This window comes from Streptomyces kanamyceticus (genome assembly GCF_008704495.1).
Taxonomy (GTDB): domain Bacteria; phylum Actinomycetota; class Actinomycetes; order Streptomycetales; family Streptomycetaceae; genus Streptomyces; species Streptomyces kanamyceticus.
On the sequence record NZ_CP023699.1, the window covers coordinates 526,012 to 552,910 of the forward strand.

Sequence of the window (26,899 nt, forward strand, 5' to 3'; positions counted from 1 at the left end):
ACGCAGGGTTCGCCGACGGCGGCTCAGGAGGAACGGGCATTCCGGAGGGCGGCGGCGCGCATGCGGGCGTAACTGGCGAGGTCCTTCTGGTACGTCGGCGTCAGGTCCGCCTCGACGGCGCGCTGGACCGTGCGCACCCGCTCGGCGAAACGGATTCGTCGCTGGCACCGCGCGTCCTCAACAGCCAGGGCCTGCTCGTGCGCACCGATGCGGAGCAGGTCCTTCCGGGTGCCGGACGAGGCGTTCAGGCTGTCCTGAATGTCCTTGGCCGGTGCGCGGAGGGAATCGTACGGTCGGCCGGTCGCGCGCATGCAGGCGGACCAGTCGCGTTCGGCGGCCACATAGCGGGAACTGCTCTCGACGCCCGCCAGCACCAGGTTGACGAGCCCTTGCACACGTGCCGAGGTCTGCCGCCAGGTCGCACCGTACAACTGCCGCTGGGCCTCGGCGACACATCCGTCGGTCGGATAGGTCAAGGTCGCGCCGTCCGGCAGCCGCAGCCGACGCCGACCTTCCTTGGTGCCCTCGACCGCTGCGAGCCAGCGTGCGCGCTCGCGTACGGACAGGTCCCGCGTCGCGCGGGCGTAGACGTCGTCGGTAGTCGCTGCCCCGGAAAGAGCGGAGGAGACCATCCCGTACCCGTCCTGCCGGGCCACTTCAGGGGTGAGAAGTCCGTACGGGTTGGCAGGCTCGGTCCCCGGCCCGGTCGGCACCTCGACGTAGCGCATCCCCCGCTGCCGCATACAGGCGCGGACTCGCCGCTCCTCCGCCTCGTGCAGCAGCCGGGACTCCGGCGCGGAGAACTGTGCCACGCCGCGCAGAGGGACGGGCGGGGAGTCAGCGGGCGGCGACTGGCGGACCGGCGCCGAAGCACAGCCAGCCGCCAGCCAGCCCGCCGCCATCAGGAGCAGCAGCCTGGAACGGGTCACACACACCACTGGTTCGAGTACGTGTGGTGCCAGAAGGCCGTGCCGTTCAGGTTCACCTTGTCTCCGCGCAGCATTCGGTAGGACCGTCCGCCGTAGTTCAGTTCGCTGTAGACCGTCACGGCGCACTGGGTGCCGTGGTTGTAGAGGGACTCGGCACCGGCGAACTTCGCGTACTGCTTGAGGTTGGTGTTGTTCCCGGCCACCTCTCCCGGGTCTCCGACACCGTTGAGGTTGAGGTAGGCACACAGCTTGGTGGAGGGGCAGGTCCAGGCCGCTTCGGCGGGCGCGGCCGTCGCCGCCAGCCCCGCAGTGACCAGGGCGGCAGCGGCCGCCGAGGAAGCGATCACTCTCTTGACGCGCATGGCGATCCTCTCTCTGAGGCGAGTGTGCTGGGATCTTCGGCTCCGCGCGGGCGGCACGACAGAACGCAACTGCCGCCGGACCGGACCAGGATGAGTGTGGCGCCGCCGGGAAGGCCTGCCTTCTCCGAAATAAGCCATTCCGCGCAGGTTATGGAGAACCGGGCGCCCGGTCGGCCGCCCAGGAACAGGGCTACATCCGTGAGCATCGCCGTCAGGGATTCGGTCCGCCGTGCGCAGCGGCGTGTCAGCGCCGGTATCTGCTCGGCGAACGTCCGGTGCGAGCATGCGGTGCACGAGCAGGTGAACCGCCTTGCCCGGAGCCGGACTTCCAGGCGGCGCACGCGACGTGAACCGCCCCCCTCGCCACCCTCGGCCTCGCATGGTCACGAACCGGACATCACGCGACTACTCCGAAGCCCTAAGGGACCAGCAACTACACCAAGCGCAAACGACTTTGGACCAGCCCTGATCAGCTCCGGCGCCGTACCGCCCACATCCGGGAACGAACACAGATCGAAACCGCACATGTACGTCTCCTGGTGGAAATAGGAGAATGAGGGTGGCGGCGCCTTTGGATTCTCACTCTCGTAGTAGAGCTGGAAGATGTGCGTCCCCTTGGAGAGACCGACGGTGAACCCCGGCCCCGTACACCCCGGCCAGTCCCCGTATGCCACCGCGAAGGACAGCCCCTCAGCGGAGCCGTACCGCACCGCCGTCTGCGCGGGCGCATCCTTGCGCCGCAGGAAATCCTCCAGCGTCCCGCCCGTGTACTCACCCAACAGACCCGGCTCACCCCGCGCCAGGCGCCGCACCAGCTCATCCGGCTCCAGCCCGCGGGCCAGTGTCACGCAGTACCCCGCCCACGTCACGTCGCTGTTCGCCAGCCACGTCAGTCCGTCACTCACACTCTCTCCCATGCCGAAGGGGCCCTGCGCACGGTACACACCGCTCCCAGAGCCCCCGTTGAGCAATCAAGAAACATCTGAGGTGCTCACGTCGTCGGGCAGTCTCCTCTCGACCGCGAGGGCGACGACGGATCCGGGCTCCGCCTCCATTCCGCGCCGGAAAGCCCGCTCGAAGAGCGCTTCGCCGATGGCCGCACGGGCTGTCCGCCAGCAGGCCTCGCGCACCTCCCGCAGCTCGGGCATGCCCCGTTGGGTGTGCCCCACCGAGCGCCAGCACGATTCACCGGCCCCGGACACCAGCGCGGCCGTCTCTCCACGGCCCTGGGCCGCGGTCGCCGCGGCCAGCAGGTCCAGGCCGAGGGCCACGCCGAAGCTGTCCCCGAGCCGCCGTTTGCCCGCCAGCATGTCGCGGGCGTGCTCGGTGGCTCGGGCCGGTTCGCCCTGGGTGAGGGCGATGAGGGCCAACTGGTAGTCGGTGTAGGCCGTCGTCCAGCACTCCTCGCGCGCCACGCAGTCGGCCCGCAGGGAGATGGCCTTCCGCTCCGCCTCGGCCAGTCGGCCGAGACCGGTCAGGGCGAACACCTCCACGAGGTGACACCGCAGCACCGAGGGCGAGGCATCGGGCGCCGCGGGCGAGGTGTCCGCCGCCGAGGGCATCTGCCGGAAAGCCTCGACGACGGCGGCGTACGCCTCCTCCGCCCGGCCGCAGAGCAGGTGGGTGATGCCCAGTAAGTAGGCGGCCGCCAGCCGTCCTTCGCTGTCGTTCGAGCGTGCCGCGTCGCGCGCGCAGCGGCGCCCGATGCCCGCGGCCACCCCGTGATCTCCCTGCAAGAGGGTGGCCACGCCCAGCGCCCACTGGGCCCTGGCCCGCTCCGGGGTGTGGGACCGCGACAGCGGCAGGACCTGGGTGAGGTAGGCACGTGCTTCGCGGAGGTGACCGCAGCAGCTCCAGAAGAAGCCGACCAGACCCGCCAGTTCGGCCGCCCGCCCGGGTGCGGTGTCGACGAGATGGTCCAGCGCGGCGCACAGGTCGGTGTGGGCCGCGTCGATCGTCTGGTACCAGGTGACCTGGTCGGCTCCGAGCCAGCCGGCGTCGGCGGACCGGGCCAGTGCGAGGAAGTGCTCGGCGTGCCGAGCCTGGACGGCTTCGCGCTGCCGCAGCTCGCCGAGCCACATCCAGCCGTACTCGCGCACGCTCTCCAACAGGTGCAGCCTGCCGTCCGGGCGGCGGCTGAGCACGGACTTGGCCGTCAGCCCCTTGAGCGCGGTGCCGACCGCCGCCGCGGACAGCGGTCCCCCCGAGCAGATGCTGCGGGCGGCGTCCTCGTCGAAAGTTCCCCGGAAGACCGAGAGGCGTGCCCACAGCAGCCTCTCCAGCGGCTCGCACAGTTCGTGGCTCCACCCCATGGCCGTGTGCAGCGAGCGGTGACGCCGGGGCCAGGTGGGCGCGGCGGCCGACAGCGCCGTCCGCTGTGAGCGCAGCCGACGGCGCAACTCTGCGAGGGTGTGGTGCATCAGTTGTGCGGAGGCGAGCTCCAGGGCGAGGGGGACGCCGTCGAGCAGTCGGCAGATCTCCTTGGCGTCCTCGTTCTGCTGTGCGCTGCGCACCCGCAGCGCGGGAGCCACGGCGACGGCACGGTCGACGAAGAGGGCGAAGGCGTCGTCGCCGTGCGGCAGGGGGTCGATCTCGATGACGGCTTCCGCGGGCGTCTCGAGCCGCTGCCTGCTGGTGAGCAGGACCGTGAGGCGGGGACAGCCCGTGAGGAGTTCGGCGAGCAGATCGCGGCAGGCCGGCACCAGGTGCTCGCAGGAGTCGAGGACCAGCAGCACGCGCCGGTCGGACAGCCAGCCGCACAGCGCTTCGACTGGTTTGCCGTGCGTGTGGTCCGCGAACCCGACGGCGTCCGCCACGGTCCCGACCAGCCGCCGGGCGTCCGGCAGGACACCCAGATCGGCCCACCGGACCTCGCCGAGCGCCTCGGCCTCCCGGCCGGACAGGGAGCTCAGGGTGTACGCGGCAAGGCGGCTCTTGCCCACTCCCCCGAGGCCGGTGAGGGTGGTCAACCGGTGCGTGGTGATCGTCGAGAGCAGTCTCTCCCGCTCTCCCGCGCGCCCGACGAAGAGGTCCGTGTACTGCGGAATGGTGCCTAACATCCAGGCATTCTCCACCAGTTACCGCCCGCCGACACGCGCCTTCGCCCGGCGCCCCTCCCGTGCGGCAGGTCAGTGGCACCGCCTTCGGCGCTCTCGGACATCAGCGGCGCGGGTTCAGGTGGTGACGCGGGCCACGGCGGCTACGGCCGCGGGCAGTTCCTCGTTCCTTGAGGACGAAGGGGGACCATTACCGAGGCCCGAGGCCCCCCTAGAGACATGCTCCACGGCGATCTAGGGGGTGTGCATCGGCTCCTTAGGGGGCTGACGGGTCAACGGCCGCCTCTTTATGCTCAGGGCGTTCCCGTATGGGGGAATTCCGCTTGTCATGTCGGTTCCGCGCACGCCCTGAGCGCGGCGGTCGTGCGCGTCTCCTCGTCCTGCGGTAAGGCACCCGCCAGCTGATCGTGCCTGTCTCATCCGACTCAGCATGTCCAGCGACACGTTCCACGGTTCCCCCTGTCCGGCAGGAGAAGTGTCGGCCCGAGCCGGCCGGGTGCGGCCGGCTCGGGCCATCCCGACGAAAGGACGATGACATGACCAGTGGGGTGGCGTTCCTCTTCCCCGGCCAAGGGTCGTACGTGCCGGGTGTCTTCGCCGGTATCGGCGCGGACGCCGACCGGATATCGGCCCGTGTCGCGGAGATCGACGCGGTGACCGCCGAGTTCCAACTCGAGCCGGTGCAGCCTCTGTTGTTCTCGCCTGACGCCCCGGCCCTGGCACAGCTGCTCGAGTCCGATCACGAGCGGCTCGACGTGGCCATCCTTGCGACGTCCATCGCCCTGGCGGAGCTCCTGGAGTCCCGGTACGAGATGCGTCCCGATCATGTCGTCGGGCACAGTCTCGGGGAGTTCGGCGCGCTGGCCGTCGCCGGGGTGTTCACCCCCGGCGAGGCCGCCAGGGCGGTCTGTGAACGGCACGCCACCCTGCGCAAGGCGCCGCCGCCCGAGGGCGGGATGCTGGCGGTGAACGCGGACACGGCCCGTGCCGAGGAGCTGATCGCTTCGGCGAAGGCCGAGGCGTCGGCCGTGTCGGCGCGGAACGCGCCGAGCCAGACGGTGATCAGCGGCACCGAGGCGGACTTGGTCAAGGTACGGCAGCTGGCACGAGAGGCGGAGATCCGCACGTCCCGGCTGCATGTCCCCGGCCCCTTCCACGTGCCGCAGTTGGCCGACGCGAGTGCCCTCTATGCGAGGACGATGCGGAACGTGCGGATGTCCGCGCCCCGCGAGCGCTTCTTCTACTCCCATGGCCTGGGCCGCTTCCTGACCGCGCGGGACGACGTCGTCGATCTGATGGTGGCCGACATGACCCGTCCGGTGCGCTTCCACGACGCCGTGCGCGCGCTGAACGCCGAGGGGGTCACGACCTTCGTGGAGTGCGGCGCGCTGGACGTCCTCACCCGGATCGTGTCCGGGTCACTGCCCCGTGCGGTGACCCTGGCACCGCTCCGCGAGGCCATGGACACGTCCGATCTGTCCGCCCGGCTGCGGACCGCCCAGCCGTCGGCCGCGGCCGGGGAGCCGACGCCGACCGCCGCGGCCGATGCGGAGGTCCTCGAAGGAGTACGCGCGGTGTGCGCCGAGATCCTCGAGTATCCGTTGGACGTGGTCACCGCCGACGCCGACTTCCAGGCCGATCTCGGAGTCGATTCCCTGGCGATGACCGAACTGCAGGAACGCGCGTTGCGACGCTTCGACTTGCAGGACAGGGTCCACGACGCCACCGCGGGAACGTATGCCACGGTCGCCGGTCTGGCCCTGTACATCACCGGCCTGCTGCGCGAGGGCGCCACCACGGGCGCCGAACAGCGGTGAGCGCGTCGTGACCTCCGGCAGCCCGGACGACGCGGGCACACACGCGGACACCGTCGCCGTGGTGGGGATGGGCATCGCGGTCCCGGGAGCCTGCGACACGGACGAGCTGTGGAAGCTGCTGAGCGGGGACCGGCCCGTGTTCGAGGAGCCTGGGGACCGCTTCCCGCTGGACTCCTTCTGGTCCCCCGACCCCGCCGCCGAGGACCGCGCCTACGTACGCACCTCGGGCTTCCTGCACGACTTCCGGCCCCACCCCCGCCTCGCCGAGGAGATCGCGGCGGGCACCTTCTCGGCCGCCGACCAGAACCCGGTCTGGCTGCGGCACTGCCTCCTGCGGGCACGGGACACCGTCACCGCCCGCGACACCGACCGGTACGCCTACTACGTCGGCAGCAGCACCCTCGTCGGGCAGCGCACCGACGAGGCGACCCTGGCCGAGTCCGTCGCCCTGCACACCGCCGAGCGCCTGCACGGGGACGATCCCGTCCGGCGCGCCGAGGCGGCGGAACGGCTGCGCGCCCTGCTGGGGCGCCACCACGGGCACGGCGCCGGGCGGCCGGTGGACACGCTGCCCGACCGTGTCGCGCGGGCCGCGGCCGCCGGACTGCTGCCCGCCGACTGCGAGTTCGCCGTGGTGGACGCCGCCTGCTCATCCTCGCTCTACGCGATCGGCCTCGGCGTCGCGAGTCTGCTGGCCGGTGACTGCGACGTCGCCTACTGCGGCGGGGTGTCGGGCGTGACGCCGCGCTACAACGTCACCTTCTCCAAACTGCGCGGGCTGAGCACCGGCGGGGACGTGCGTGCCTTCGACCGCGGGGCGGACGGAACCCTGTTCTCCGACGGCGCGGGCATCGTCGCGCTCAAGCGCCTGGGGCGGGCCGTCGAGGACGGTGACGCCGTGCTCGGCGTCCTCGTGGGGTTCGGCGGATCCTCGGACGGCAGGGGCACGGCGATCTACGCCCCCAACCCGAAGGGGCAGCGCCGGTGCCTCGACCGCGCCTGGCGGCACGCCGGACTGACCGCCGACGACATCGACTGGGTGATCGCGCACGGCACGGGCACCGCGGTCGGCGACGCCGTGGAACTCAAGACCCTGGCCGAGGCCACCGACCCCGGCGGCCTCTGGTGCGGATCCAACAAGTCGCTGCTCGGCCACACCGGTTGGAGCTCCGGCGTGGTCTCGGTCGTCCAGGCCCTCACGGCACTGCGGGAGGGCGCGATACCGGCGCAGCGCCGCTTCATCGAGCCCGGTCTCACGGCAGAGAACGGCGACGGGGTACGCGTTCCCGTCGACGCGGTCCCGTGGCACGAGGGCGGCCCGCGCCCCCGCGTCGCGGGCGTCTCCGCCTTCGGGTTCGGCGGCACCAACGCCCATCTGCTGGTAGCCGACCGGGCCCCCGTCCCACGCGTCCGGCACGTCCCGCCCCCGGAGACCGACCCGGTGGTCCTCCTCGCCTGGACCGCCCACCTGCCCGGCGACCCGGACCCCGCGGCGGTGGCACGGCTGGTGCGCGACGGCCGTGCCCCGGGACCGCGGACGTTCGGGCCCCGCTATCCGGCACCGCCGTTCCCGGACGTCCGGCTGCCGCCACCCACGGTGCGGTCCACCGACGCGGGCCAGCTCATGGCCCTGCGCGTGGCGTCCCTGTTCAGCGCCGAGCACGGCGAGTTGTGGGACCCCGTGCGCGCCACCACCGGAGTCTTCGCCGCCGCGGGCGGTCCGCCGCCGTCCGCGATGGACCACCTGGTGCGCTGCCACGCCGCCGAGCTGGACGGCCTCCTCGACGGTCCCGACCACGCGGCGTTCACCGACTGGCTCGACGAGCTCAGGTCCACGACCCCGCCGACCACCAAGGACACGTTGCCGGGCATCCTGCCCAACATCATCCCGGCGCGCATCGCCAACCGCCACGACCTCGGCGGCCCCACCATGCTGGTGGACACGGGCGCCACCAGCGGACTCACCGCCGTGCACACCGCGGCCCGGCAACTGGCCCGCGGCGACGTGGACATGGCACTCGTCCTCGGTGTCAGCGCCACGGCACGGCCGGAGTTCGCGCACGTCATGGGCATCGACCCCGAGCACATCGCGGAGGGCGCCTTCCTCCTCGCCCTGAGCCGTGACTCGGTCGCCCGCGCCCACGGCCTGAACCCGCTCGCCCACGTCCGTACGGCGTGGAGCGGCACTCCTCAGCCCTCGACGCGCTTCACCTGCGGAGCGGCCGGGACAGGGCGGACCTTTCTCGGCGCGGACGGCGTCCTCGCCGTGATCCGCGCCCTGCACGCCGACGCGAGCGACGTCGCCGTGGGCCCTGCGGACGGTGCGCCAGGACCGGTCATCACCCTCTCCCCCGTCGCCCACAGCTCGCCCCACCGGCAGACAAGGACCAGCCGATGAGTCACCTCCGCGACGCCGCGGCCACCGACGACCCGGGGGCCATCGCCGCCTGCGACGTCCCCGCCGAATACCGCGCCGCCGTCGTCCTCGCGGCGGACCAGCAGGCTCTCGCGGGAACGCCCGTCGAGAGCCGGGACCCCCGCAAGACGGTCCACGTTCAGGAGGTCGCCACCCTGAGCTGGACCACGGCGAGGTCCTCATCGCCACCATGGCCAGCTCCATCAACTACAACACCGTGTGGTCCGCGCTGTTCGAACCGGTCTCCACCTTCCGGTTCCTGCGCACGCTCGGCCGGACCTCCCCGGAAGCGGCCCGGCACGACCTGCCCTACCACGTGCTCGGCTCCGACCTTTCCGGAGTCGTGCTGCGCACCGGACCCGGCGTACGCGAATGGAAGCCGGGCGACGAGGTCGTCGCGCACTGTCTGCAGCCGGACCTGCAGACGCCGGGCGGGCACGACGACACGCTGCTCGACCCCGGACAGCGGGTCTGGGGGTACGAAACGAACTTCGGCGGCCTCGCCGAGCTCTCCCTGGTCAAGGCGAACCAGCTGATGCCGAAGCCCGCCCATCTCACCTGGGAGGAGGCCGCCTCCCTGGGGGTCGCGCTCTCCACCGCGTACCGTCAGCTGGTCTCCCACCACGGGGCGGACATGAAGCAGGGCGAACGCGTCCTGATCTGGGGTGCCGCGGGCGGTGTCGGCGCGTACGCGACCCAACTGGCCCTCAACGGCGGCGCGATCCCCGTCTGCGTGGTGTCCTCGCAGGCCAAGGCCGACCTGTGCCGCCGGATGGGCGCGGAGCTCGTCATCGACCGCGCCGCGGAGGACTTCACCTTCTGGGACGAGCAGGACAAGCCGCGCCTCAGCGAGTGGAGCCGCTTCCGCAGCGCCGTCCGCAATCTCGCGGGGGACGACCCGAGCATCGTCATCGAACACCCGGGCCGGGACACCTTCGGCGTCAGCGTCATGATCACCGCCCGTGGCGGGAGCGTGGTCACCTGCGCCTCGACCACCGGCTACCAGCACAGCTACGACAACCGGCACCTGTGGATGCACGTCAAGCGCATCATCGGGTCACACATGGCGAACTACCGCGAGGCCTGGGCCGCCAACGACCTCGTCGTACGGGGCAGCATCCACCCGGTGCTCTCGCGGGCCTATCCCCTCGACGCCGTCGGCGACGCCACCCACGCCGTGGCGGGCAACAGCCACCACGGCAAGGTCGGCGTGCTGTGCCTCGCCGACCGTCCCGGCATGGGAGTGCGTGACCCCGACCTCAGGGCCCGCAAGCTCGACCGGATCGACCTTTTCCAGAAAGGACAACAGCGGTGAGTGAGCCCGAACACCTCGACACCGTGCGGAAGTTCGTCGCCCAGGAAGTCCTGGGCAGGGAAACCCACCTGGACTCGCTGGCGGACGCGCCGCTGGCGTTGTACGAGCGGTTCGCGGAGACGGGCCTGATGAACTGGTGGGTTCCCGAGGAGCACGGCGGCCTCGGGCTCGGTCTCGAAGACAGCGTGCGGATCGTCTCCGAACTCGCCTACGGGGACGCCGGAGTGGCGTTCACCCTGTTCCTGCCCATCCTGACCACCAGCATGGTCAGTTGGTACGGCAGTGCGGAGCTGAAGGAGAAGCTCCTCGACCCCCTCGTGGCTCATCGGGGCTTCTGCGCCACGCTGGGCAGCGAGCACGAGGCGGGCAGCGAGCTGGCCAAGATCTCCACCGTGGTGCGCCGCGACGGCGAAGGACTCGTGCTCGACGGCACCAAGGCCTTCTCCACCAGCACCGACTTCGCGCAGTTCCTCGTCGTCATCGCGCGCTCGGCGGAGAACCCGACCCGGTATCTGGCGGTCGCCGTGGAGCGGGACGCGCCGGGACTGCGGATCGACAAGCGCTGGGACGTCATCGGACTGCGCGCCTCGGCGACGTACCAAGTGTCGTTCTCCGACTGCCACGTGCCCGCCGGGAACGCGCTGGACGGCCACGGTCTTCGCCTCCTTGAGATCGGGCTCAACGCCAGCCGGATCCTGATCGCCGCCACCGCGCTCGGCGTCGCGCGCAGGATCCGCGACCTGTGCATGGAGTACGCGAAGACGAAGTCGCTCAAGGGCGCTCCGCTCGTCAACGACGCGGTGTTCGCCGGGCGGCTCGGCCAGTTCGAGATGCAGATCGAGGTGATGGCGAACCAGTGTCTGGCGGCGGCGCGCACCTACGACGCGACGGCGGCCAGGCCGGACGCCGCCAGGACGCTGCTGCGGCAGGGCGCCCAGAAGTCGGCGCTGACCGCGAAGATGTTCTGCGGGCAGACCGCCTGGCAGATCGCCTCCACCGCGTCGGAGATGTTCGGCGGCATCGGATACACGCACGACGTGCCGATCGGCAAGCTGCTGCGGGACGTCCGGCACGCCTCGATCATCGAAGGCGGCGACGACGTCCTGCGCGATCTGGTCTTCCACCGCTTCGTCGTGCCCACCGCGAAACGCACGTAGCTCGCTCGCTGCGACCCGACAGATGGCGATCCGACAGATGGCGATCCGACAGATGGCGACCCACCAGCTGGAGAGCACATGGCGAATCAGGTGACGATGTCCGACGCGCTGCTCGCTTACGTCCGCAAGGTCTCGCTGCGCGACGACGAGGTGCTGAGCCGCTTGCGCGCGGAGACGGCCGGGCTGCCGGGTGGCAGCGTCCTGCCGGTACAGGCCGAGGAGGGTCAACTCCTCGAGTTCCTGGTGCTGTTGACCGGCACGCGGCAGGTGCTCGAGATCGGGACGTACACCGGTTACAGCACGCTCTGCCTGGCCCGTGGATTGCCGCCGGGGGGCCGGGTGGTGACGTGCGACGTGACAGCGAAGTGGCCGGAGGTGGGCAGGCCGCACTGGGAGCGTGCCGGGGTGGCCGACCGGATCGACGTACGGGTCGGCGACGCCCGGGACGTGCTCGCGGGCTGCTCGACGAGGCGGGCGCGGGGCCGGGATCGTTCGACGTCGTCTTCATCGACGCGGACAAGGCGGGCTATCCGGCGTACTACGAGGCGGTGTTGCCGCTGGTGCGCGGTGGCGGCCTGATCGTCGTCGACAACACGCTGTTCCTCGGGCGGGTGGCCGACGACACGGCGCGGGACCCGGACACGCTCGCGGTCCGCGCGCTCAACGCGGCGCTGCGCGACGACGATCGGGTGGATCTGGCGATGCTCACGACGGCCGACGGCATCACCTTGCTGCGGAAGCGGTGAACGGAATGCCGTCGGCGGCGGTCAGCGTCAGCGTCTTCGGCGTGGGGCGCGGCGAGGGCTCCAGATGCAGGCGCTCGACGCGGCCGGCCGCCTCGCCCAGCGCGGACACGCAGGCACAGCTCGTCTCCGCGAAACCGGCGAACCGGTAGGCGACCTCCATCAGGCGGTTGCGTTCCGTACGCCGGAAGTCCGCCACCAGATGCGTCCCGGCCCGGGCGGCCCGGTCCGTGAGCCAGTCGAGGATCGTCGCACCGGCACCGAACGACACGACCCGGCAGGACGTCGCGAGCAGCTTCAGGTGCCACACCCGCGGCGTCTTCTCCAGCAGGACGATGCCGACGGCGCCGTGCGGGCCGAAGCGGTCGCCCATGGTGACGACGAGGACCTCGTGCGCCGGGTCGGCGAGCAGCGCGCGCAGTTCGGCGTCGGAGTAGTGCACGCCGGTCGCGTTCATCTGACTGGTCCGCAGGGTCAACTCCTCGACGCGGGTGAGCTCTTCGTGGCCCGCGGGCGCGATCGTCATGTACAGGTCCAGGGAGCGCAGGAAGTCCTCGTCGGGACCGGAGTACGTCTCCCTGGCCTGGTCGCGCGCGAATCCGGCCTGGTACATCAGGCGACGTCGGCGCGAATCGACCGTGGAAGCGGCCGGGCGGAACTCCGGCAGTGCCGGGAGCGCGGTCACCTGCTCGGCCGGGTAGCACCGCACCTCGGGCAGGTGGAACGCGACCTCGGCACGCTCGGCGGGCTGGTCGTCGACGAACGCGAGGGTGGCGGGGGCGAAGTTCAGGCCTTCGGCGATCTCGCGGACGGACTGCGACTTCGGCCCCCACCCGATGCGCGGCAGCACGAAGTACTCGGCCACGCCGAGCCGTTCCAGGTGCTGCCAGGCGACGTCGTGGTCGTTCTTGCTTGCCACCGCCTGGAGGATGCCCCGGCCGTCGAGCGTGCTGATCACCTCGCGGATCTCGTCCGTGAGCACCACCTCGTCGCCCTCAAGCACGGTGCCCCGCCACAAGGTGTTGTCCAAGTCCCAGACCAGGCACTTGACGATGGTCGTGGTGGTCATGGCCGTCCTCTCACGCCGGGAGCGCCAGCGCGTGGCGCGCCAGCATCATCCGGCACATCTCGCTGCTGCCCTCGATGATTTCCATGAGCTTCGCGTCGCGGTACGCCCGCTCGACGACGTGGCCCTCGGTCGCGCCCGCCGACGCGAGCACCTGCGCGGCGGTGGCGGCGCCCGCGGCGGCACGTTCCGCCGCGACGTGCTTGGCCAGGACCGTCGCGGTCACCGCGTCGGGCGAGCCCTCGTCCCAGCGGTCGCTCGCGTACTCGCACACGCGCGTCGCGACCTGTTCGGCGGTCCACAGGTCGGCGAGGTGCCCGGCGACGAGTTGATGGTCGGCGAGCGGTCGGCCGAATTGCTCCCGGGTCCGAGCATGGGCCGTCGCGGCGACTCGGCAGGCCCGCAGAATCCCGACGCAGCCCCAGGCGACCGACTTGCGCCCGTACGCGAGCGCCGCCGCGACGAGCATCGGCAGCGACGCCCCGGACCCGGCCAGGACCGCGCCCACCGGCACCCGCACACCGTCGAGGTGCAGGTCGGCGTGGCCCGCGGCACGGCATCCCGACGGATTCGGGACACGCTCGACGCGTACGCCCGCGGTGTCGGCCGGCACGACCACCGCCGCGCCGGAACCGTCCTCCTGGAGGCCGAAGACGACCAGGTGGTCCGCGTACGCGGCCGCGGTGGTCCACACCTTGTGGCCGTCGACGACCGCGGTGTCCCCCTCGATCCGCACCCGCGTGCGCATCGCCGACAGATCGCTGCCCGCCTGGCGCTCGCTGAAGCCGACCGCCGCGAGCTTCCCGCTGGTCAGCTCCTTCAGGTACGTCGACCGCTGGCCGGTGTCGCCGAGCCGCCGCACGGTCCACGCGGCCATCCCCTGCGACGTCATGACGCTGCGCAGCGAACTGCAGAGGCTGCCGACGTGCGCGGTGAACTGGCCGTTCTCGCGGCTGCCGAGGCCCAGACCGCCGTGCTCGACGGCGGCCTCCGCGCAGAGCAGGCCGTCGGCGCCGAGGCGGACGAGCAGGTCGCGGGGCAGCTCGCCCGACGTGTCCCAGCCTGCGGCCCGGTCACCGACGAGGCCGGTCAGCAGCGCGTCGCGCTCAGGCACCCTCGCCCCGCAGCCGGTGGACGAGTTCGACCATGGACACGACGGTCCGGAAGTTCACCAACTGAAGGTCCGGGCCCCCGATCTCCACGCCGAACGTCTTCTCCAGGAACACCACCAACTCCAGCGCGAACAGCGACGACAGGCCGCCCTCCGCGAACAGGTCGCGCTCCACCGACCAGTCCGACCTGGTCTTCGTCTCCAGGAACGCGACCAGCTCACGCGCGACGGGATCGTCCTTGACGGGGACTGTCACCGGAACACCTCTTCGTAGTCGTAGAAGCCACGCCCGGTCTTCCGGCCGTGGTGCCCGTCGCGGACCTTGCCGAGCAGCAGGTCGCAGGGGCGGCTGCGGTCGTCGCCGGTGCGCTTGTGCAACACCCACAGCGCGTCGACGAGGTTGTCGATGCCGATCAGGTCCGCGGTGCGCAGCGGCCCTGTCGGATGGCCGAGGCAGCCCGTCATGAGCGCGTCGACGTCCTCGGTGGAGGCGGTGCCCTCCTGCACGATCCGCGCCGCGTCGTTGATCATCGGATGGAGCAACCGGCTCGTGACGAAGCCGGGCGCGTCCCGGACGACGATCGGCTTGCGGCCGAGCACCGCGAGGAGGTCCGCGACGGCGGCCATGGCCGGTTCGCCGCTGCGGGGCCCGCGGATCACCTCGACCGTGGGGATCACGTACGACGGGTTCATGAAGTGCGTGCCGAGCAGGTTCTCCGGCCGTGCCACGGCGTCGGCCAGCTCGTCGACCGGGATCGACGACGTGTTGGTGATGATCGGGGTGCCGGGCGGCGCCGCCGCCGAGACCGTGGCGAGCACGTCCGCCTTGACCACGGCGTCCTCGACGACGGCTTCGATCACCGCGTCGGCCATGCCGATCGCGGGCAGCACCGACGTCGTCGTCTCAAGGACGCCGGGGTCGGCCTCGGCGGGCCCGGCCACGAGCTGTGCCATCCGCAGCTCGGCGGCTATCCGCGTCCGCGCCGCCACGAGGATCGCGTCGGAGGTGTCGACGAGCGTCACGTGGACGCCGTGGCGCAGCGCGAGCGTGGTGATGCCGGTGCCCATCACTCCCGCGCCGAGCACGAGGATCCGGTGCGCCATGCCCTCTCCTTCCCCTGGCCTCACCACGGCAGCGAGTACGGGTCGAGTACGTCCTCCGGCGCCGCTCCGATCGCGGCCTTTCGGCCGAGACCGAGCTCGTCCGCGAAGCCGAGCAGCACGTCGAACGCGATGTGGTCGGCGAACGCGCTGCCGGTGGAGTCGAGGACGCTCAGGCTGTCGACGTGCGCCGTCGCGCTGCTCGGCGCCGCGCACAAGCTCGCGAGGGACGGGCCAAGGTCACGGTCCGGCAGTTGCTGGAACTCGCCTTCCGCGCGGGCCTGTCCGGGGTGGTCGACGCAGATGAACGCGTCGTCCAGCAGAGGTCTCGGCAACTCGGTCTTGCCCGGCTCGTCGGCGCCCGTCGCGTTCACGTGCAGGTGCGGCAGTCGCGGCCCGGCAGGCAGCACGGGGCCTTCGCCCGCGGGCACCGAGGTGACGGTGCTCAGGACGTCCGCGGCGGCGACCGCCGCCGCGGGACCGGTGACATCAACCGTGAGGCCGAGGAACGCGACGCGGCCCGCGAAGGACTCCGCGTGGTCCGGGTCGGTGTCGCTGACCAGGATCCGCTCGATCGGCAGGACCCTGCTGAGCGCGTGCGCCTGGGTCACCGCCTGCGCGCCCGCGCCGATCAGTGCGAGCGTGGCGCTGTCGGGCCTGGCGAGGAGTCGGCTCGCGATCGCCGAGACCGCGCCGGTCCGCATCGCGGTGATCACGGCCGCGTCGGCGAACGCGATCAGGCTCCCGCTGTCGTCGTCCAGGCGCGACACCGTACCGACGACCGTCGGCAGCCGGAATCGCCGGTAGTTGTGCGGACTGTACGAGATCGTCTTCATGGTCACGGCGACACCGGGCACCCGGTACGGCATGAACTCGATGACGCCGGGCACTTCGCCGCCGCGGGCGAATCCACTGCGTGGTGGCGCCTCGGCGAGCTCTCCACGGCCCAGTGCGGCGAAGCCGTTGTGCAGGTCGTCGATCAGCCGGTCCATGATCGCGTCGCGGCCGACCACGGAGAGAATCTGCTTGATGTCGCGCTGCCGCAGGATCTTGGTCTGCATGTGTCACCTCCCTTTCTTGGTCGGGGCTGTGCGCAGCTCCCGGTCGATGAGGTCGAAGATCTCGTCCGCGGTCGCGTCCTCGGACAACACGTCCGCCGGTACGGCCGGGCGGCCCACCCGCTGCCAGCGCTCGAACAGGGCGCCGATGCGGGGCCCGATCGAGTCGTTCCTGCGATCACCCGGGTCGACGTCCGCGACCAGTTCCTCAAGGCGGTCGAGTTGCGCGAGTACCGCGGCCGCCGGATCGTCCGGGGACAGGAGTTCACCGATGCGGCCTGCGAGCGCGCGCGGCGTCGGATAGTCGAAGACGAGCGTGGCGGAGAGCCGCAGACCGGTCGCTTCGTTGAGGCCATTGCGCAGTTGCACCGCGATGAGCGAGTCGACGCCGAGCTGCCGGAACGCCGCGTCCTCCGGGACGTCCTCCGGTCCCGCGTGCCCCAGCAGGGCTGCCGCCTTCTGCCGTACGAGCGTGAGCAGGTCGGTGTGGCGCGCGACCTCGTTGCGGGCGCCCCGCCGGGCCACCGGTTTGCGGCGACCGCGCAACAGCGGTATGTCCGAAGGAAGTTCACCCGCCACGGCGACGACACTGCCCGTTCCGGCATGAACGGCGGCGTCGTACATGCGCATGCCCTGCTCGGCGGTGAGTGCCCTCGCCCCGCCTTGACGCATGCGGCGCCGGTCGGCGTCGGTCAGCTCGCCGGTCAGACCGCTCGCCTGGTCCCACAGCCCCCACGCGATCGAAAGGCCTGGCAGCCCCTGCGTACGGCGGTGTTCGGCGAGTGCGTCGAGGAACGCGTTCGCCGCCGCGTAGTTGCCCTGACCTGGCGTGCCCAACACACCGGCAGCGGACGAGTAGAGGACGAATGCGGCGAGGTCGGTGGCGTGGGTGTGGGTGTGGTGGTGGAGGTGCCAGGCGGCGTCGGCTTTGGGTTGGAGGACGGTGTCGATGCGTTGGGGTGTGAGGTTGTCGAGGAGGGCGTCGTCGAGGGCGGCGGCGGTGTGGAAGACGCCGGTGAGGGTTCGGGTATCTGGGCGAGGGCGGTGGCGAGTTGGGTGGGGTCGCTGACGTCGCAGGGCAGGTGGGTGCCGGGGGTGGTGTCGGGCGGGGGTGTGCGGGAGAGGAGGTAGGTGTGGGGGTGGTTGAGGTGGCGGGCGAGGATTCCGGCGAGGGTGCCGGAGCCGCCGGTGATGATGACGGCGCCCTCGGGGTCGAGCGGCCGCGGGACCGTCAGCACCAGCTTGCCGACGTGTTCGCCTCGGCTCATGGTCGCCAGCGCGTCGCGGGCCTGACGTATGTCGTGAACCATCACCGGTAGGGGGTGCAGTGTGCCGTTCGCGAACAGGTCGAGGAGTTGGGTGATGATCTGCTGGAGTCGGTCGGGTCCCGCGTCCATGAGGTCGAAGGGCTGCTGGGCGTGGTGGCGGATGTCGGTCTTGCCCATTTCGATGAACCGGCCGCCGGGTGCGAGGAGTGCGGTGGAGGTGTCGAGGAGTTCGCCGGTGAGGGAGTTGAGTACGACGTCGACCGGGGGGAAGGTGTCGGCGAACGCGGTGCTGCGGGAGTCGGCGATGTGGGTGGGTGCCAGGTCCACCAGGTGCTGTTTGGGGGTGCTGGCGGTGGCGTACACGTCCGCGCCCAGGTGGCGGGCGATCTGGACGGCGGCCGCGCCGACTCCGGTGGCCGCAGCGTGGATGAGGACCTGCTCGCCGGGGCGCAGCTTGGCCAGGTCGACCAGGCCGTACCAGGCGGTCGCGAACACCGTCACCACCGACGCCGCCTGCGGGAACGTCCAGTCGTCCGGCATCCGGCCCAGCATGCGGTGGTCGGCGATGACCGTGGGGCCGAAACCGGTCCCCACGAGGCCGAAGACGCGGTCGCCCGCTGTCAGGCCGGAAACGTCTGCGCCGGTCTCCAGGACGACGCCCGCAGCCTCGCCGCCGAGAACGCCCCGGCCGGGATAGGTGCCGAGCGCGATCAGCACGTCACGGAAGTTGAGACCCGCCGCACGTACGCCGATCCGGACCTCGGTCGGCGCCAACGGGCGCCAGGGTTCCGCCGAATCGGCCGCGGTGAGGCCGTCGAGAGTGCCCGTGGGCGCCGGTCGGATCAACCACGTATCGCTCTCCGGCACGATGAGCGGTTCCGGCACACGGGTGAGGCGGGCCGCCTCGAACCGGCCGCGGCGCAGGCGAAGACGTGGCTCGTCCAGTGCGACAGCGATGCGCTGCTGCTCGGGTTCGAGTGTGACTCCGGGCGCGGTCTCGACGTGGACGAACCGGCCGGGTTGCTCGGCCTGGGCGGCGCGCAGGAGCCCGGCGGCCGCGGCGGTGGCGAGGCCCTCGGTGGTGTGCACGAGCAGGGTCTGGTCGGTTCCGGTCAGGGCCGCCAGCAAGTGGGCCGTCAGCGCGCGTGTCTCGGCCGTCGGGTCATCGTCGGCAGCGGCGTGCAGCGTGATGACGTCCACGTCGCCCGTGGGGACGTCCACGGGTACGGCGACCTCGGTCCAGGCCAGGCGCATCAGGCCGGTGTCCGCGGGCGGGGAGAGCGGGCGGGTGCGGATCGTCCGGATCTCGGCGACCAGTTGGCCGGTGGAGTCGGCGGCGCGCAGGCTCAGTTCGTCCCCGTCCCGGGTGATCACGACTCGGAGCGTGGTGGGACCGGCGCTGACGAACCGGGCCCCCGTCCACGCGAACGGCAGGCCGGGGGCACTGTCGTCCGGCACGGTGAAGGCGACGGCTTGCAGGGCCGCGTCGAGCAGGGCGGGGTGCAGGGCATAGCGGGTCGCCTCGGCGGCTTGCTCGTCGGAGAGGGTGACGTCCGCGTAGACGGTGTCGCCATCTTGTCGGGCGGCGCGCAGTCCCTGGAACGCCGGTCCATAGCCGTAACCGGCGTCAGCGAGCTCGTCGTAGAAGGTGGTGACGTCGACAGGTTGTGCGTTGGGCGGGGGCCACTGGAGGAACGTGTCGGTGCTGGAATCGGGATGGGTGGGATCAGGGCCGATGTTGGTGGTGAGTGTGCCGGTGGCGTGGCGGGTCCAGGTGTCGGTTCCTTCGGGGCGTGCGTGGACGCTCACTGGGCGGCGTCCGGTGGTGTCGGGCTGATCGACGGTGACGGTGAGATCGGCAGCACCGGTCACGGGCAGGGTGAGTGGCGTCTCGATGACCAGCTCGTCGATGGTGTCGCAGCCGACCTCGTCACCGGCCCGCACCACGAGTTCGAGCAACGCCGTGCCCGGCAGCAACACCGTGTCCTGCACCGTGTGATCGGCCAGCCAGGGATGGGTACGCAGAGAGATCCGGCCCGTGAGCAGCACGCCGTCGCTGCCCGGCAGCACCGCCGCACTCGACAGGAACGGATGCCCGATCCCCGCGCCGCCGACCGGGGCGGGCTGCAGCCAGTACCGCTTGTGGTCGAAGGGGTAGGTGGGCAGGTCCAACAGGCGGTGCTGGGCGGGCTCGATCAGGGTGGTCCAGTCGACGTCCGCGCCCTGGGTCCAGGCCTGTGCGAGGGCGGTCAGGAACCGGTCCCAGCCGCCGTCATCGGTACGCAGGGAAGCGACCGTGCGCTCCTGGTCCAGGGCGGGCAGCAGCACCGGGTGGGCGCTGCACTCGATGAACAGCGAACCGTCCAGCTCACTGACCGCCGTGTCCATCGCCACCGGCTGACGCAGGTTGCGGTACCAGTAGTCGTCGCCGACCGCTTCGGTCACCCAGCCGCTGTCCACCGTCGACCACCAGGAGATGTCAGGTGCGCTGCTGGTGATCCCCCCTAAGACGTCGGCCAGTTCGTCCTGGATCGCTTCCACGTGCGGGGTATGCGAGGCGTAATCCACCGCGATCCGGCGCACCCGCACACCCGCAGCCTCATACCGGGCCAGCACCCGCTCCACCGCCGCCGGATCGCCCGCGACCACGGTGGATTCCGGACCGTTGCGCGCCGCGATCCACACCCCCTCCATCACCTCAACGGCACTGGCGGGCAAGGCGATTGACGCCATCGCCCCGTGCCCGGCCAGCCGCGCGGCAATGGTCTGGCTGCGCAAGGCCACGACCCGCGCGGCGTCCTCCAGACTCAACGCTCCCGCCACACATGCCGCGGCGATCTCCCCCTGCGAATGCCCCACCACCGCATCCGGGACGACACCATGCGCCTGCCACAGTGCGGCCAGACTCACCGCCACCGCCCACGACGCGGGCTGCAACACCTCCACCCGATCAGCCACCACCGCCTCACCCAACACATCCAGCACATCCCACCCCGTGTACGGCTCCAGCGCCGCCGCACACTCCCGCATCCGCGCCGCGAACACCTCCGAGACGCCCATCAACTCCCGGCCCATCCCCACCCACTGCGAGCCCTGCCCCGGAAACACGAACACCGTCCGCGCCCCCTCCACAGCCACCCCGGCAACCGTGCTCTCCCCCAGCAACACCGCCCGACGGTCGAACACCGCACGCCCACGCACCAGACCATCCGCCACCGCGCCCAGGTCCGCCCCACCCCGCACGTACGCACCCAGCCGCTCCACCTGGACCGCCAGACTCGACTCCGTACGCGCCGACACCGGCAACGGCACCAACCCCCCACCCGAGGAAGCCTCCGCACCCGAAGACGGCTCAGGCGCACCCTCCAGCACCACATGCGCGTTCGTGCCACTGACCCCGAACGACGACACACCCGCGCGCGGCACCCGGCCGGACTCCGGCCACGGCCTCGCCTCGGTGACCACCTCAACAGCTCCGGCCGTCCAGTCCACGTGTGACGACGGCTCATCCACATGCAACGTCCGCGGCACCACCCCACGCCGCATCGCCATCACCATCTTGATGACACCAGCAACACCCGCCGCCGCCTGCGCATGACCGATGTTCGACTTCAACGAACCCAACAACAACGGAACTTCACGACCCTGCCCATACGTCGCCAGAACCGCCTGCGCCTCGATCGGATCCCCCAGAACCGTCCCCGTCCCGTGCGCCTCCACCACATCCACATCCGCCGCGCCGAGCCCCGCGTTCGCCAGGGCCTGCCGGATCACGCGCTGCTGCGACGGGCCGTTCGGCGCGGAGAGGCCGTTGGACGCGCCGTCCTGGTTCACCGCAGAACCACGGACGACCGCGAGAACGGTGTGACCGTTGCGCTCCGCATCGGAAAGCCGTTCCACGACCAGGACACCGGCGCCTTCCGCCCATCCGGTGCCGTTCGCGGCGTCCGCGAACGCGCGGCAGCGGCCGTCGGGAGAGAGCCCGCCCTGCTGTTCGAACTCGACGAATCCGTCCGGGTTCGCCATGACGGTGACACCGCCGACCAGCGCGAGCGAGCACTCACCGTGGCGCAGGGCGTGCCCCGCCTGGTGCAGCGCGACGAGCGATGACGAGCACGCCGTGTCGACGGTGAACGCCGGGCCCTGGAGCCCGTAGAAGTACGAGATCCGGCCGGTGAGGACGCTGGGCTGCACGCCGATCGAGCCGAACCCGCCCAGGTCGGCGCCGACGCCGTACCCGTAGGAGAAGGCCCCCATGAACACGCCGGTGTCGCTTCCGCGCAGCGTGCCCGGCACGATGCCCGCGTTCTCGAACGCCTCCCACGTCGTCTCCAGCAGGATCCGCTGCTGCGGGTCCATGGCCAGCGCCTCGCGCGGACTGATCCCGAAGAACGCGGCGTCGAAGTCGGCGGCGTCGGAGAGGAAACCGCCGCGATCCGCGTCCGGTCCGCCGGTGAGGCCCGAAGGGTCCCAGCCGCGGTCGACCGGGAAGCCGGTGACCGCGTCGCCGCCACTGTCCAGCATCTGCCACAGGTCACCCGGGGAGGCGACGCCGCCGGGCAGGCGGCAGGCCATGCCGACGATCGCGAGGGGCTCGTCGCGGGACGCGGCGGCCGCCGGAACCGCGGCCGGGACTGCGCCGCCGACCAGCGCCTCGTCCAGCCGTGACGCGATGGCCCTCGGTGTCGGATGGTCGAAGGCGAGCGTGGCGGGCAGTCGGACGCCGGTCGCCGCGGCGAGCCGGTTCCGCAGCTCGACGGCGGTCAACGAGTCGACACCAAGGTCCTTGAACGCCGCGTCCGCCGGGACGCCCGCGGCGTCCACGTGGCCCAGCACCGCCGCCGCGCAGTCGCGGACCAGGGTGAGCAGCGCGGCATCCCGGTCGGCGCCGGTCATGGCGCCGAGCCGCTCGGCGAGCGGGACAGTGGTGGCGGCCGCCCCGCGCGGCACGGAGCGGCGCAAGCTCGCGAGGAGGGGGGACGTCTGTTCGCGCAGGTCCATGATGGCCGCCACGGCGAACGCGGCATCGGAACCGGCCGCGGTCTCCAACAGGCGTAGGGCCAGGCCTGCTTGCATGGGGCGGAAACCACCGCGGCGTACGCGGGTCCGGTTCGTGTCGCTCATGCCGCCGGTGAGTCCGCTGTCGTCGGCCCACAGTCCCCAGGCCAGTGACAGCGCGGGCAGCCCCTCGGCACGGCGCTGCGCGGCGAGTCCGTCGAGGAACCCGTTCGCCGCCGCGTAGTTGGCCTGGCCACGGCCGCCGAGGATGCCCGCGACGGACGAGTAGAGGACGAACGCGCGCAGGTCCGCACCGCGAGTCAGCTCGTGCAGATGCCAGGCGCCGTCGGCCTTGGGGCGCAGCGTGGTGGCGAGCCGCTCCGGCGTGAGCGCCGCGACCACACCGTCATCGAGCGCCGCCGCCGTGTGGAAGACCGCCGTGAGCGGCCGATCCACGGCGGCGAGCGCGGCGGCGAGCTGGTCCCTGTCGGAGACGTCACAGCGGACGTGGACGCCGGGTGTGTCCGCCGGCGGCTCGCTGCGCGACAGCAGCAACAGATGGCGGGCGCCGTGCTCGGCGACGAGCCGCCGGGCGAGAAGACCGGCCAGCACGCCCGAGCCGCCGGTGATGACCACCGTGCCGTCCGGGTCGAGCAACGGCTCGTACGGCGGCGTGGCGACCGCCCGGGTGAGCCGGGGCGCCTCGTATCGGCCGTCGGTGACGCGAACGTACGGCTCGGCCAGTGTCGTGGCCGCGGCCATCGCCTCGACGGAGGTGTCGGCGCCGGTCTCCACGAGCACGAATCGGCCCGGATGCTCGGCCTGCGCGGACCGGACGAGTCCTGCGACCGCTCCCCCGGTCGGTCCCGCGTCGACGCGGACGACGATAGTGGTCTCCGCGAGGCTGTCGTCGGCGATCACCCGGTGCAACTCGGCGAGCACGAGCTCGGAGAGCCGGTAGGTCTCGTCGAGCACGTCCGCGCCCGGGTCCGGGACTGCTGAGACGACTTGGACCGCGTCCGCGGGACCGGGGGTGGAGGCGGGAGTGGGCAGTTCGGTCCAGGAGAGGTCGTACAGGGAGTTACGGACGGCGGCGTCGGTGTCGGCGTCGGTGCTGACGTTCACCGGCCGCGCGGTCAACTCGGAGACGGTCACCACAGGGTGGCCTGCCGGGTCCGCCGCGTGCACGGCCACGCCATGGGGGCCCGGGGTGATCGCGACACGCAGCGTGGTGGCGCCGGTCGTGTGGAACCGTACGCCGTTCCACGAGAACGGCAGCTTCACCTCCGACGCCGAGTCCGAATCCTGCCCCGTGAGCGGCGGCAGGCAGGTGACGTGCAGCGCCGCGTCGAGCAGGGCCGGGTGTACGCCGTAGCGGGACGTGTCGTCCGCCTGTTCCGCGGCGATCTCCACCTCGGCGTACAAGGTTTCGCCTGCGCGCCAAGCCGCGCGCAGGCCGCGGAATGCCGGGCCGTAGAGGTAGCCGGTCTCAGCGAGCCGCTCGTAGAAGCCGGTGACGTCGACGGGTTGTGCCCCGGGCGGCGGCCACGCGGACGAGGGGGCCGCCACGGTGTTTCCGGCGCGGCCGAGTGTGCCGGTGGCGTGGCGGGTCCAGGTGTCGGTTCCTTCGGGGCGTGCGTGGACGCTCACCGGGCGGCATCCGGTGTCGTCGGGCTGGTCGACAGTGACGGTGAGATCGACGGCACCGGTGACGGGCAGTACGAGCGGGGTCTCGATGACCAGTTCGTCAATGGTGTCGCAGCCGACCTCGTCACCGGCCCGCACCACAAGTTCGAGGAACGCCGTGCCCGGCAGCAACACCATGTCCTGCACGGCGTGATCGGCCAGCCACGGATGCGTGGCCAGGGACAGCTTGCCCGTGAGTAGTACGCCGTCGCTGCCCGGCAGCACCGCCGCACTCGACAGGAACGGATGCCCGATCCCCGCGCCACCCTCCGGGGCAGGCAACAGCCAGTACCGCTTGTGGTCGAAGGGGTAGGTCGGCAGATCCAACAACCGGTGCGGGGCGGGCTCGACGAGGATGGTCCAGTCGACGTCCGCGCCCTGGGTCCAGGCCTCGGCGAGCGCGGTCAGGAACCGCTCCCAGCCACCGTCATCGGTACGCAGGGAAGCGACCGTACGCTCCTGGTCCAAGGCGGGCAGCAGCACCGGATGGGCACTGCACTCGATGAACAGCGAACCGTCCAGCTCGCCGATCGCCGTGTCCATCGCCACCGGCTGACGCAGGTTGCGGTACCAGTAGTCGTCATCGACCGGTTCGGTCACCCAGTCGCTGTCGACCGTCGACCACCAAGGGATTGTGGGGACTTGGGCCGTCACCCCTTCCAGGACCTCGGCCAACTCGTCCTGGATCGCTTCCACGTGCGGGGTGTGCGAGGCGTAATCCACCGCGATCCGGCGCACCCGCACACCCTCGGCCTCGTAGCGGGCCAGCACCTGCTCCACCGCCGCCGGATCGCCCGCGATCACAGTCGAGGAGGGGCCGTTGCGGGCCGCGACCCACACTCCCTCCATCACCTCAACCTCGGCAGAGGGTATGGCAATTGACGCCATCGCCCCACGACCGGCCAGCCGCGCGGCGATGGTCTGGCTGCGCAAGGCCACGATTCGCGCAGCGTCCTCCAGACTCAAGGCCCCCGCCACACTCGCCGCGGCGATCTCCCCCTGCGAATGCCCGATCACCGCATCCGGAGTGCCCCCGTGGGCCTGCCACAGTGCGGCCAGGCTCACCGCCACCGCCCACGACGCGGGCTGCAACACCTCCACCCGATCAGCCACCACCGCCTCGCCCAGCACATCCAGCAAATCCCAGCCGGTATGCGGCTCCAGCGCCGCCGCACACTCCCGCATCCGCGCCGCGAACACCTCCGAGGCGCCCATCAACTCCCGGCCCATGCCCACCCATTGCGAGCCCTGCCCCGGGAACACGAACACCGTCCGCAGCTCGCCCTCAGCCACCCCGGCAACCGTGCTCTCCCCCAGCAACACCGCCCGATGGCCGAAGACCACCCGCTCACGGACCAGGCCATCCGCCACCGCGCTGAGGTCCGCCCCACTCCGCACGTACGCACCCAGCCGCTCCACCTGGACCGCCAGGCTCGACTCCGTACGCGCCGACACCGGCAACGGCACCAGACCCGACGACCCCCCGCTACGAACCGACGACTCCGCAACCTCCTCCAAAATCACATGCGCATTCGTGCCACTCACCCCGAACGCGGACACACCGGCCCGGCGCGGGCGGTCCGACTCCGGCCACGGCCTCGCCTCCGTGAGCAGCTCAACCGCCCCGGTCGTCCAGTCCACGTGTGACGACGGCTCATCCACATGCAACGTCCGCGGCACCACCCCACGCCGCATCGCCATCACCATCTTGATGACACCGGCAACACCCGCCGCCGCCTGCGCATGACCGATGTTCGACTTCAACGAACCCAACAACAACGGAACTTCACGACCCTGCCCATACGTCGCCAGAACCGCCTGCGCCTCGATCGGATCGCCGAGGACCGTTCCCGTCCCGTGCGCCTCCACCACGTCGACGTCGGCTGGAGCGAGTCCCGCACTTCCGAGTGCCTGACGGATCACCCGTTGCTGGGCCGGGCCGTTCGGTGCGGAGATGCCGTTGGACGCGCCGTCCTGGTTCACCGCCGAGCCGCGTACGACCGCGAGAACGGTGTGACCGTTGCGCTCCGCGTCGGACAGCCGTTCCACGACCAGGACACCGGCGCCCTCGGCGAACCCGGTGCCGTCCGCCGCGTCGGCGAACGCCTTGCACCGCCCGTCCGGGGCCACGCCGCCCTGCCGGGAGAACTCCACGAAGCTCTGCGGCGACGCCATCACCGTGACACCGCCGACGAGCGCGAGGGAGCACTCGCCCGCGCGCAGTGCCTGACCGGCCTGGTGCAGGGCGACCAGGGACGACGAGCACGCCGTGTCGACGGTGACGGCGGGGCCTTCGAGTCCGAAGAAGTATGAGAGGCGGCCCGCAAGGACCGCGGGCTGTGTGCTGTAGGCGCCGAAGCCACCCAGGTCCGCACCGGCGCCGTAGCCGTAGTAGAAGCCGCCGACGAACACTCCTGTGTCGGTGCCGCGCAGCACGTCCGCCTTGATACCCGCGCGTTCGATGGCCTCCCAGGCGATCTCGAGAAGGATCCGCTGCTGCGGGTCGAGCGCGGTGGCCTCCCGCGGGCTGATGCCGAAGAACGCGGCGTCGAAGTCGGCGGCGCCCATGAGCGCACCCGCCCTCGACGTCGCGGACTCGGCGGCGGCGTGTAGTGCGGCCACGTCCCAGCCCCGGTCGGTGGGGAAGTCGCCGACCGCGTCACCGCCGTCCTCGACGAGCTCCCACAGCTCTTCCGGGGACGTGATGCCGCCGGGCAGGCGGCACGCCATCCCGACGACGGCGAGCGGCTCGTTCGCGGCGGCGCGCAGCGCGGTGTTCTCCCTGCGCAGTTTCGCGTTGTCCTTGACCGACGTCC

Annotated in this window: 13 protein-coding genes and 3 pseudogenes; 5 read left to right on the forward strand and 11 right to left on the reverse strand. The window is 71.5% G+C overall.

Annotated features, from left to right (window positions below; all coding sequences use genetic code 11):
* Window positions 1-23: 23 nt before the first annotated feature.
* The 4 genes from CP970_RS02150 to CP970_RS02165 form a co-directional block, all read right to left on the reverse strand.
* On the reverse strand, window positions 24-929 hold the full coding sequence (locus CP970_RS02150) for a hypothetical protein (RefSeq protein WP_055549640.1): 906 nt from the start codon (window positions 927-929) through the stop codon (window positions 24-26).
* Window positions 926-1,291 (reverse strand): peptidase inhibitor family I36 protein, encoded by a 366-nt coding sequence (locus CP970_RS02155; protein WP_055549638.1) that lies wholly within the window; start codon window positions 1,289-1,291, stop codon window positions 926-928. The genes CP970_RS02150 and CP970_RS02155 overlap by 4 nt, the downstream gene beginning before the upstream one ends.
* 383 nt (window positions 1,292-1,674) lie before the next feature.
* Window positions 1,675-2,196, reverse strand: coding sequence for a hypothetical protein (locus CP970_RS02160; protein ID WP_150492882.1), 522 nt, complete (start codon window positions 2,194-2,196; stop codon window positions 1,675-1,677).
* Between the two features lie 66 nt (window positions 2,197-2,262).
* A complete protein-coding gene (locus tag CP970_RS02165) occupies window positions 2,263-4,350 on the reverse strand; it encodes an ATP-binding protein (protein ID WP_055549634.1) in 2,088 nt (695 codons plus the stop codon).
* Window positions 4,351-4,883: 533 nt separating this feature from the next.
* Here CP970_RS02165 and CP970_RS02170 point away from each other — a divergent pair.
* The 5 genes and pseudogenes from CP970_RS02170 (at window position 4,884) to CP970_RS02190 (ending at window position 11,798) form a co-directional block, all read left to right on the forward strand.
* Window positions 4,884-6,164, forward strand: coding sequence for an acyltransferase domain-containing protein (locus CP970_RS02170; protein ID WP_150492884.1), 1,281 nt, complete (start codon window positions 4,884-4,886; stop codon window positions 6,162-6,164).
* 7 nt (window positions 6,165-6,171) lie between these two features.
* Window positions 6,172-8,562: a beta-ketoacyl synthase N-terminal-like domain-containing protein gene (locus tag CP970_RS02175; protein ID WP_224058169.1), complete on the forward strand. Its 2,391-nt coding sequence runs from the start codon at window positions 6,172-6,174 to the stop codon at window positions 8,560-8,562.
* A pseudogene (gene ccrA / locus CP970_RS02180) lies at window positions 8,559-9,895 on the forward strand (crotonyl-CoA carboxylase/reductase). Before CP970_RS02175 ends, ccrA begins: the two are co-directional and overlap by 4 nt.
* Complete coding sequence (locus tag CP970_RS02185) at window positions 9,892-11,052, forward strand: acyl-CoA dehydrogenase family protein (protein ID WP_055551085.1); 1,161 nt, start codon at window positions 9,892-9,894, stop codon at window positions 11,050-11,052. The pseudogene ccrA and the gene CP970_RS02185 overlap by 4 nt, the downstream one beginning before the upstream one ends.
* Window positions 11,053-11,130: 78 nt before the next feature.
* A pseudogene (locus CP970_RS02190) lies at window positions 11,131-11,798 on the forward strand (O-methyltransferase).
* Here CP970_RS02190 and CP970_RS02195 read toward each other — a convergent pair.
* The 7 genes and pseudogenes from CP970_RS02195 to CP970_RS02220 all read right to left on the reverse strand — a co-directional run.
* Window positions 11,776-12,864, reverse strand: coding sequence for an HAD-IIIC family phosphatase (locus CP970_RS02195; protein ID WP_150492886.1), 1,089 nt, complete (start codon window positions 12,862-12,864; stop codon window positions 11,776-11,778). The pseudogene CP970_RS02190 and the gene CP970_RS02195 overlap by 23 nt on opposite strands.
* A 10-nt stretch (window positions 12,865-12,874) precedes the next feature.
* On the reverse strand, window positions 12,875-13,975 hold the full coding sequence (locus CP970_RS02200; RefSeq protein WP_150492888.1) for an acyl-CoA dehydrogenase family protein: 1,101 nt from the start codon (window positions 13,973-13,975) through the stop codon (window positions 12,875-12,877).
* Entirely contained in the window at window positions 13,968-14,228 is a 261-nt protein-coding gene (locus CP970_RS02205; RefSeq protein WP_055557004.1) for an acyl carrier protein, read from the reverse strand. The genes CP970_RS02200 and CP970_RS02205 overlap by 8 nt, the downstream gene beginning before the upstream one ends.
* Window positions 14,225-15,076 carry a 3-hydroxyacyl-CoA dehydrogenase family protein gene (locus CP970_RS02210; RefSeq protein WP_150492890.1) on the reverse strand — a complete coding sequence of 284 codons (852 nt, stop codon included), beginning with the start codon at window positions 15,074-15,076 and terminating at the stop codon, window positions 14,225-14,227. Before CP970_RS02210 ends, CP970_RS02205 begins: the two co-directional genes overlap by 4 nt.
* 20 nt (window positions 15,077-15,096) lie before the next feature.
* A complete protein-coding gene (locus CP970_RS02215; RefSeq protein WP_150492892.1) occupies window positions 15,097-16,134 on the reverse strand; it encodes an ornithine cyclodeaminase family protein in 1,038 nt (345 codons plus the stop codon).
* Between the two features lie 3 nt (window positions 16,135-16,137).
* On the reverse strand, window positions 16,138-17,208 hold the full coding sequence (locus CP970_RS45720) for a beta-ketoacyl reductase (protein WP_317987185.1): 1,071 nt from the start codon (window positions 17,206-17,208) through the stop codon (window positions 16,138-16,140).
* 215 nt (window positions 17,209-17,423) lie between these two features.
* A pseudogene (locus tag CP970_RS02220) lies at window positions 17,424-26,834 on the reverse strand (beta-ketoacyl synthase N-terminal-like domain-containing protein); the annotation flags it as partial.
* Window positions 26,835-26,899 lie beyond the last annotated feature (65 nt).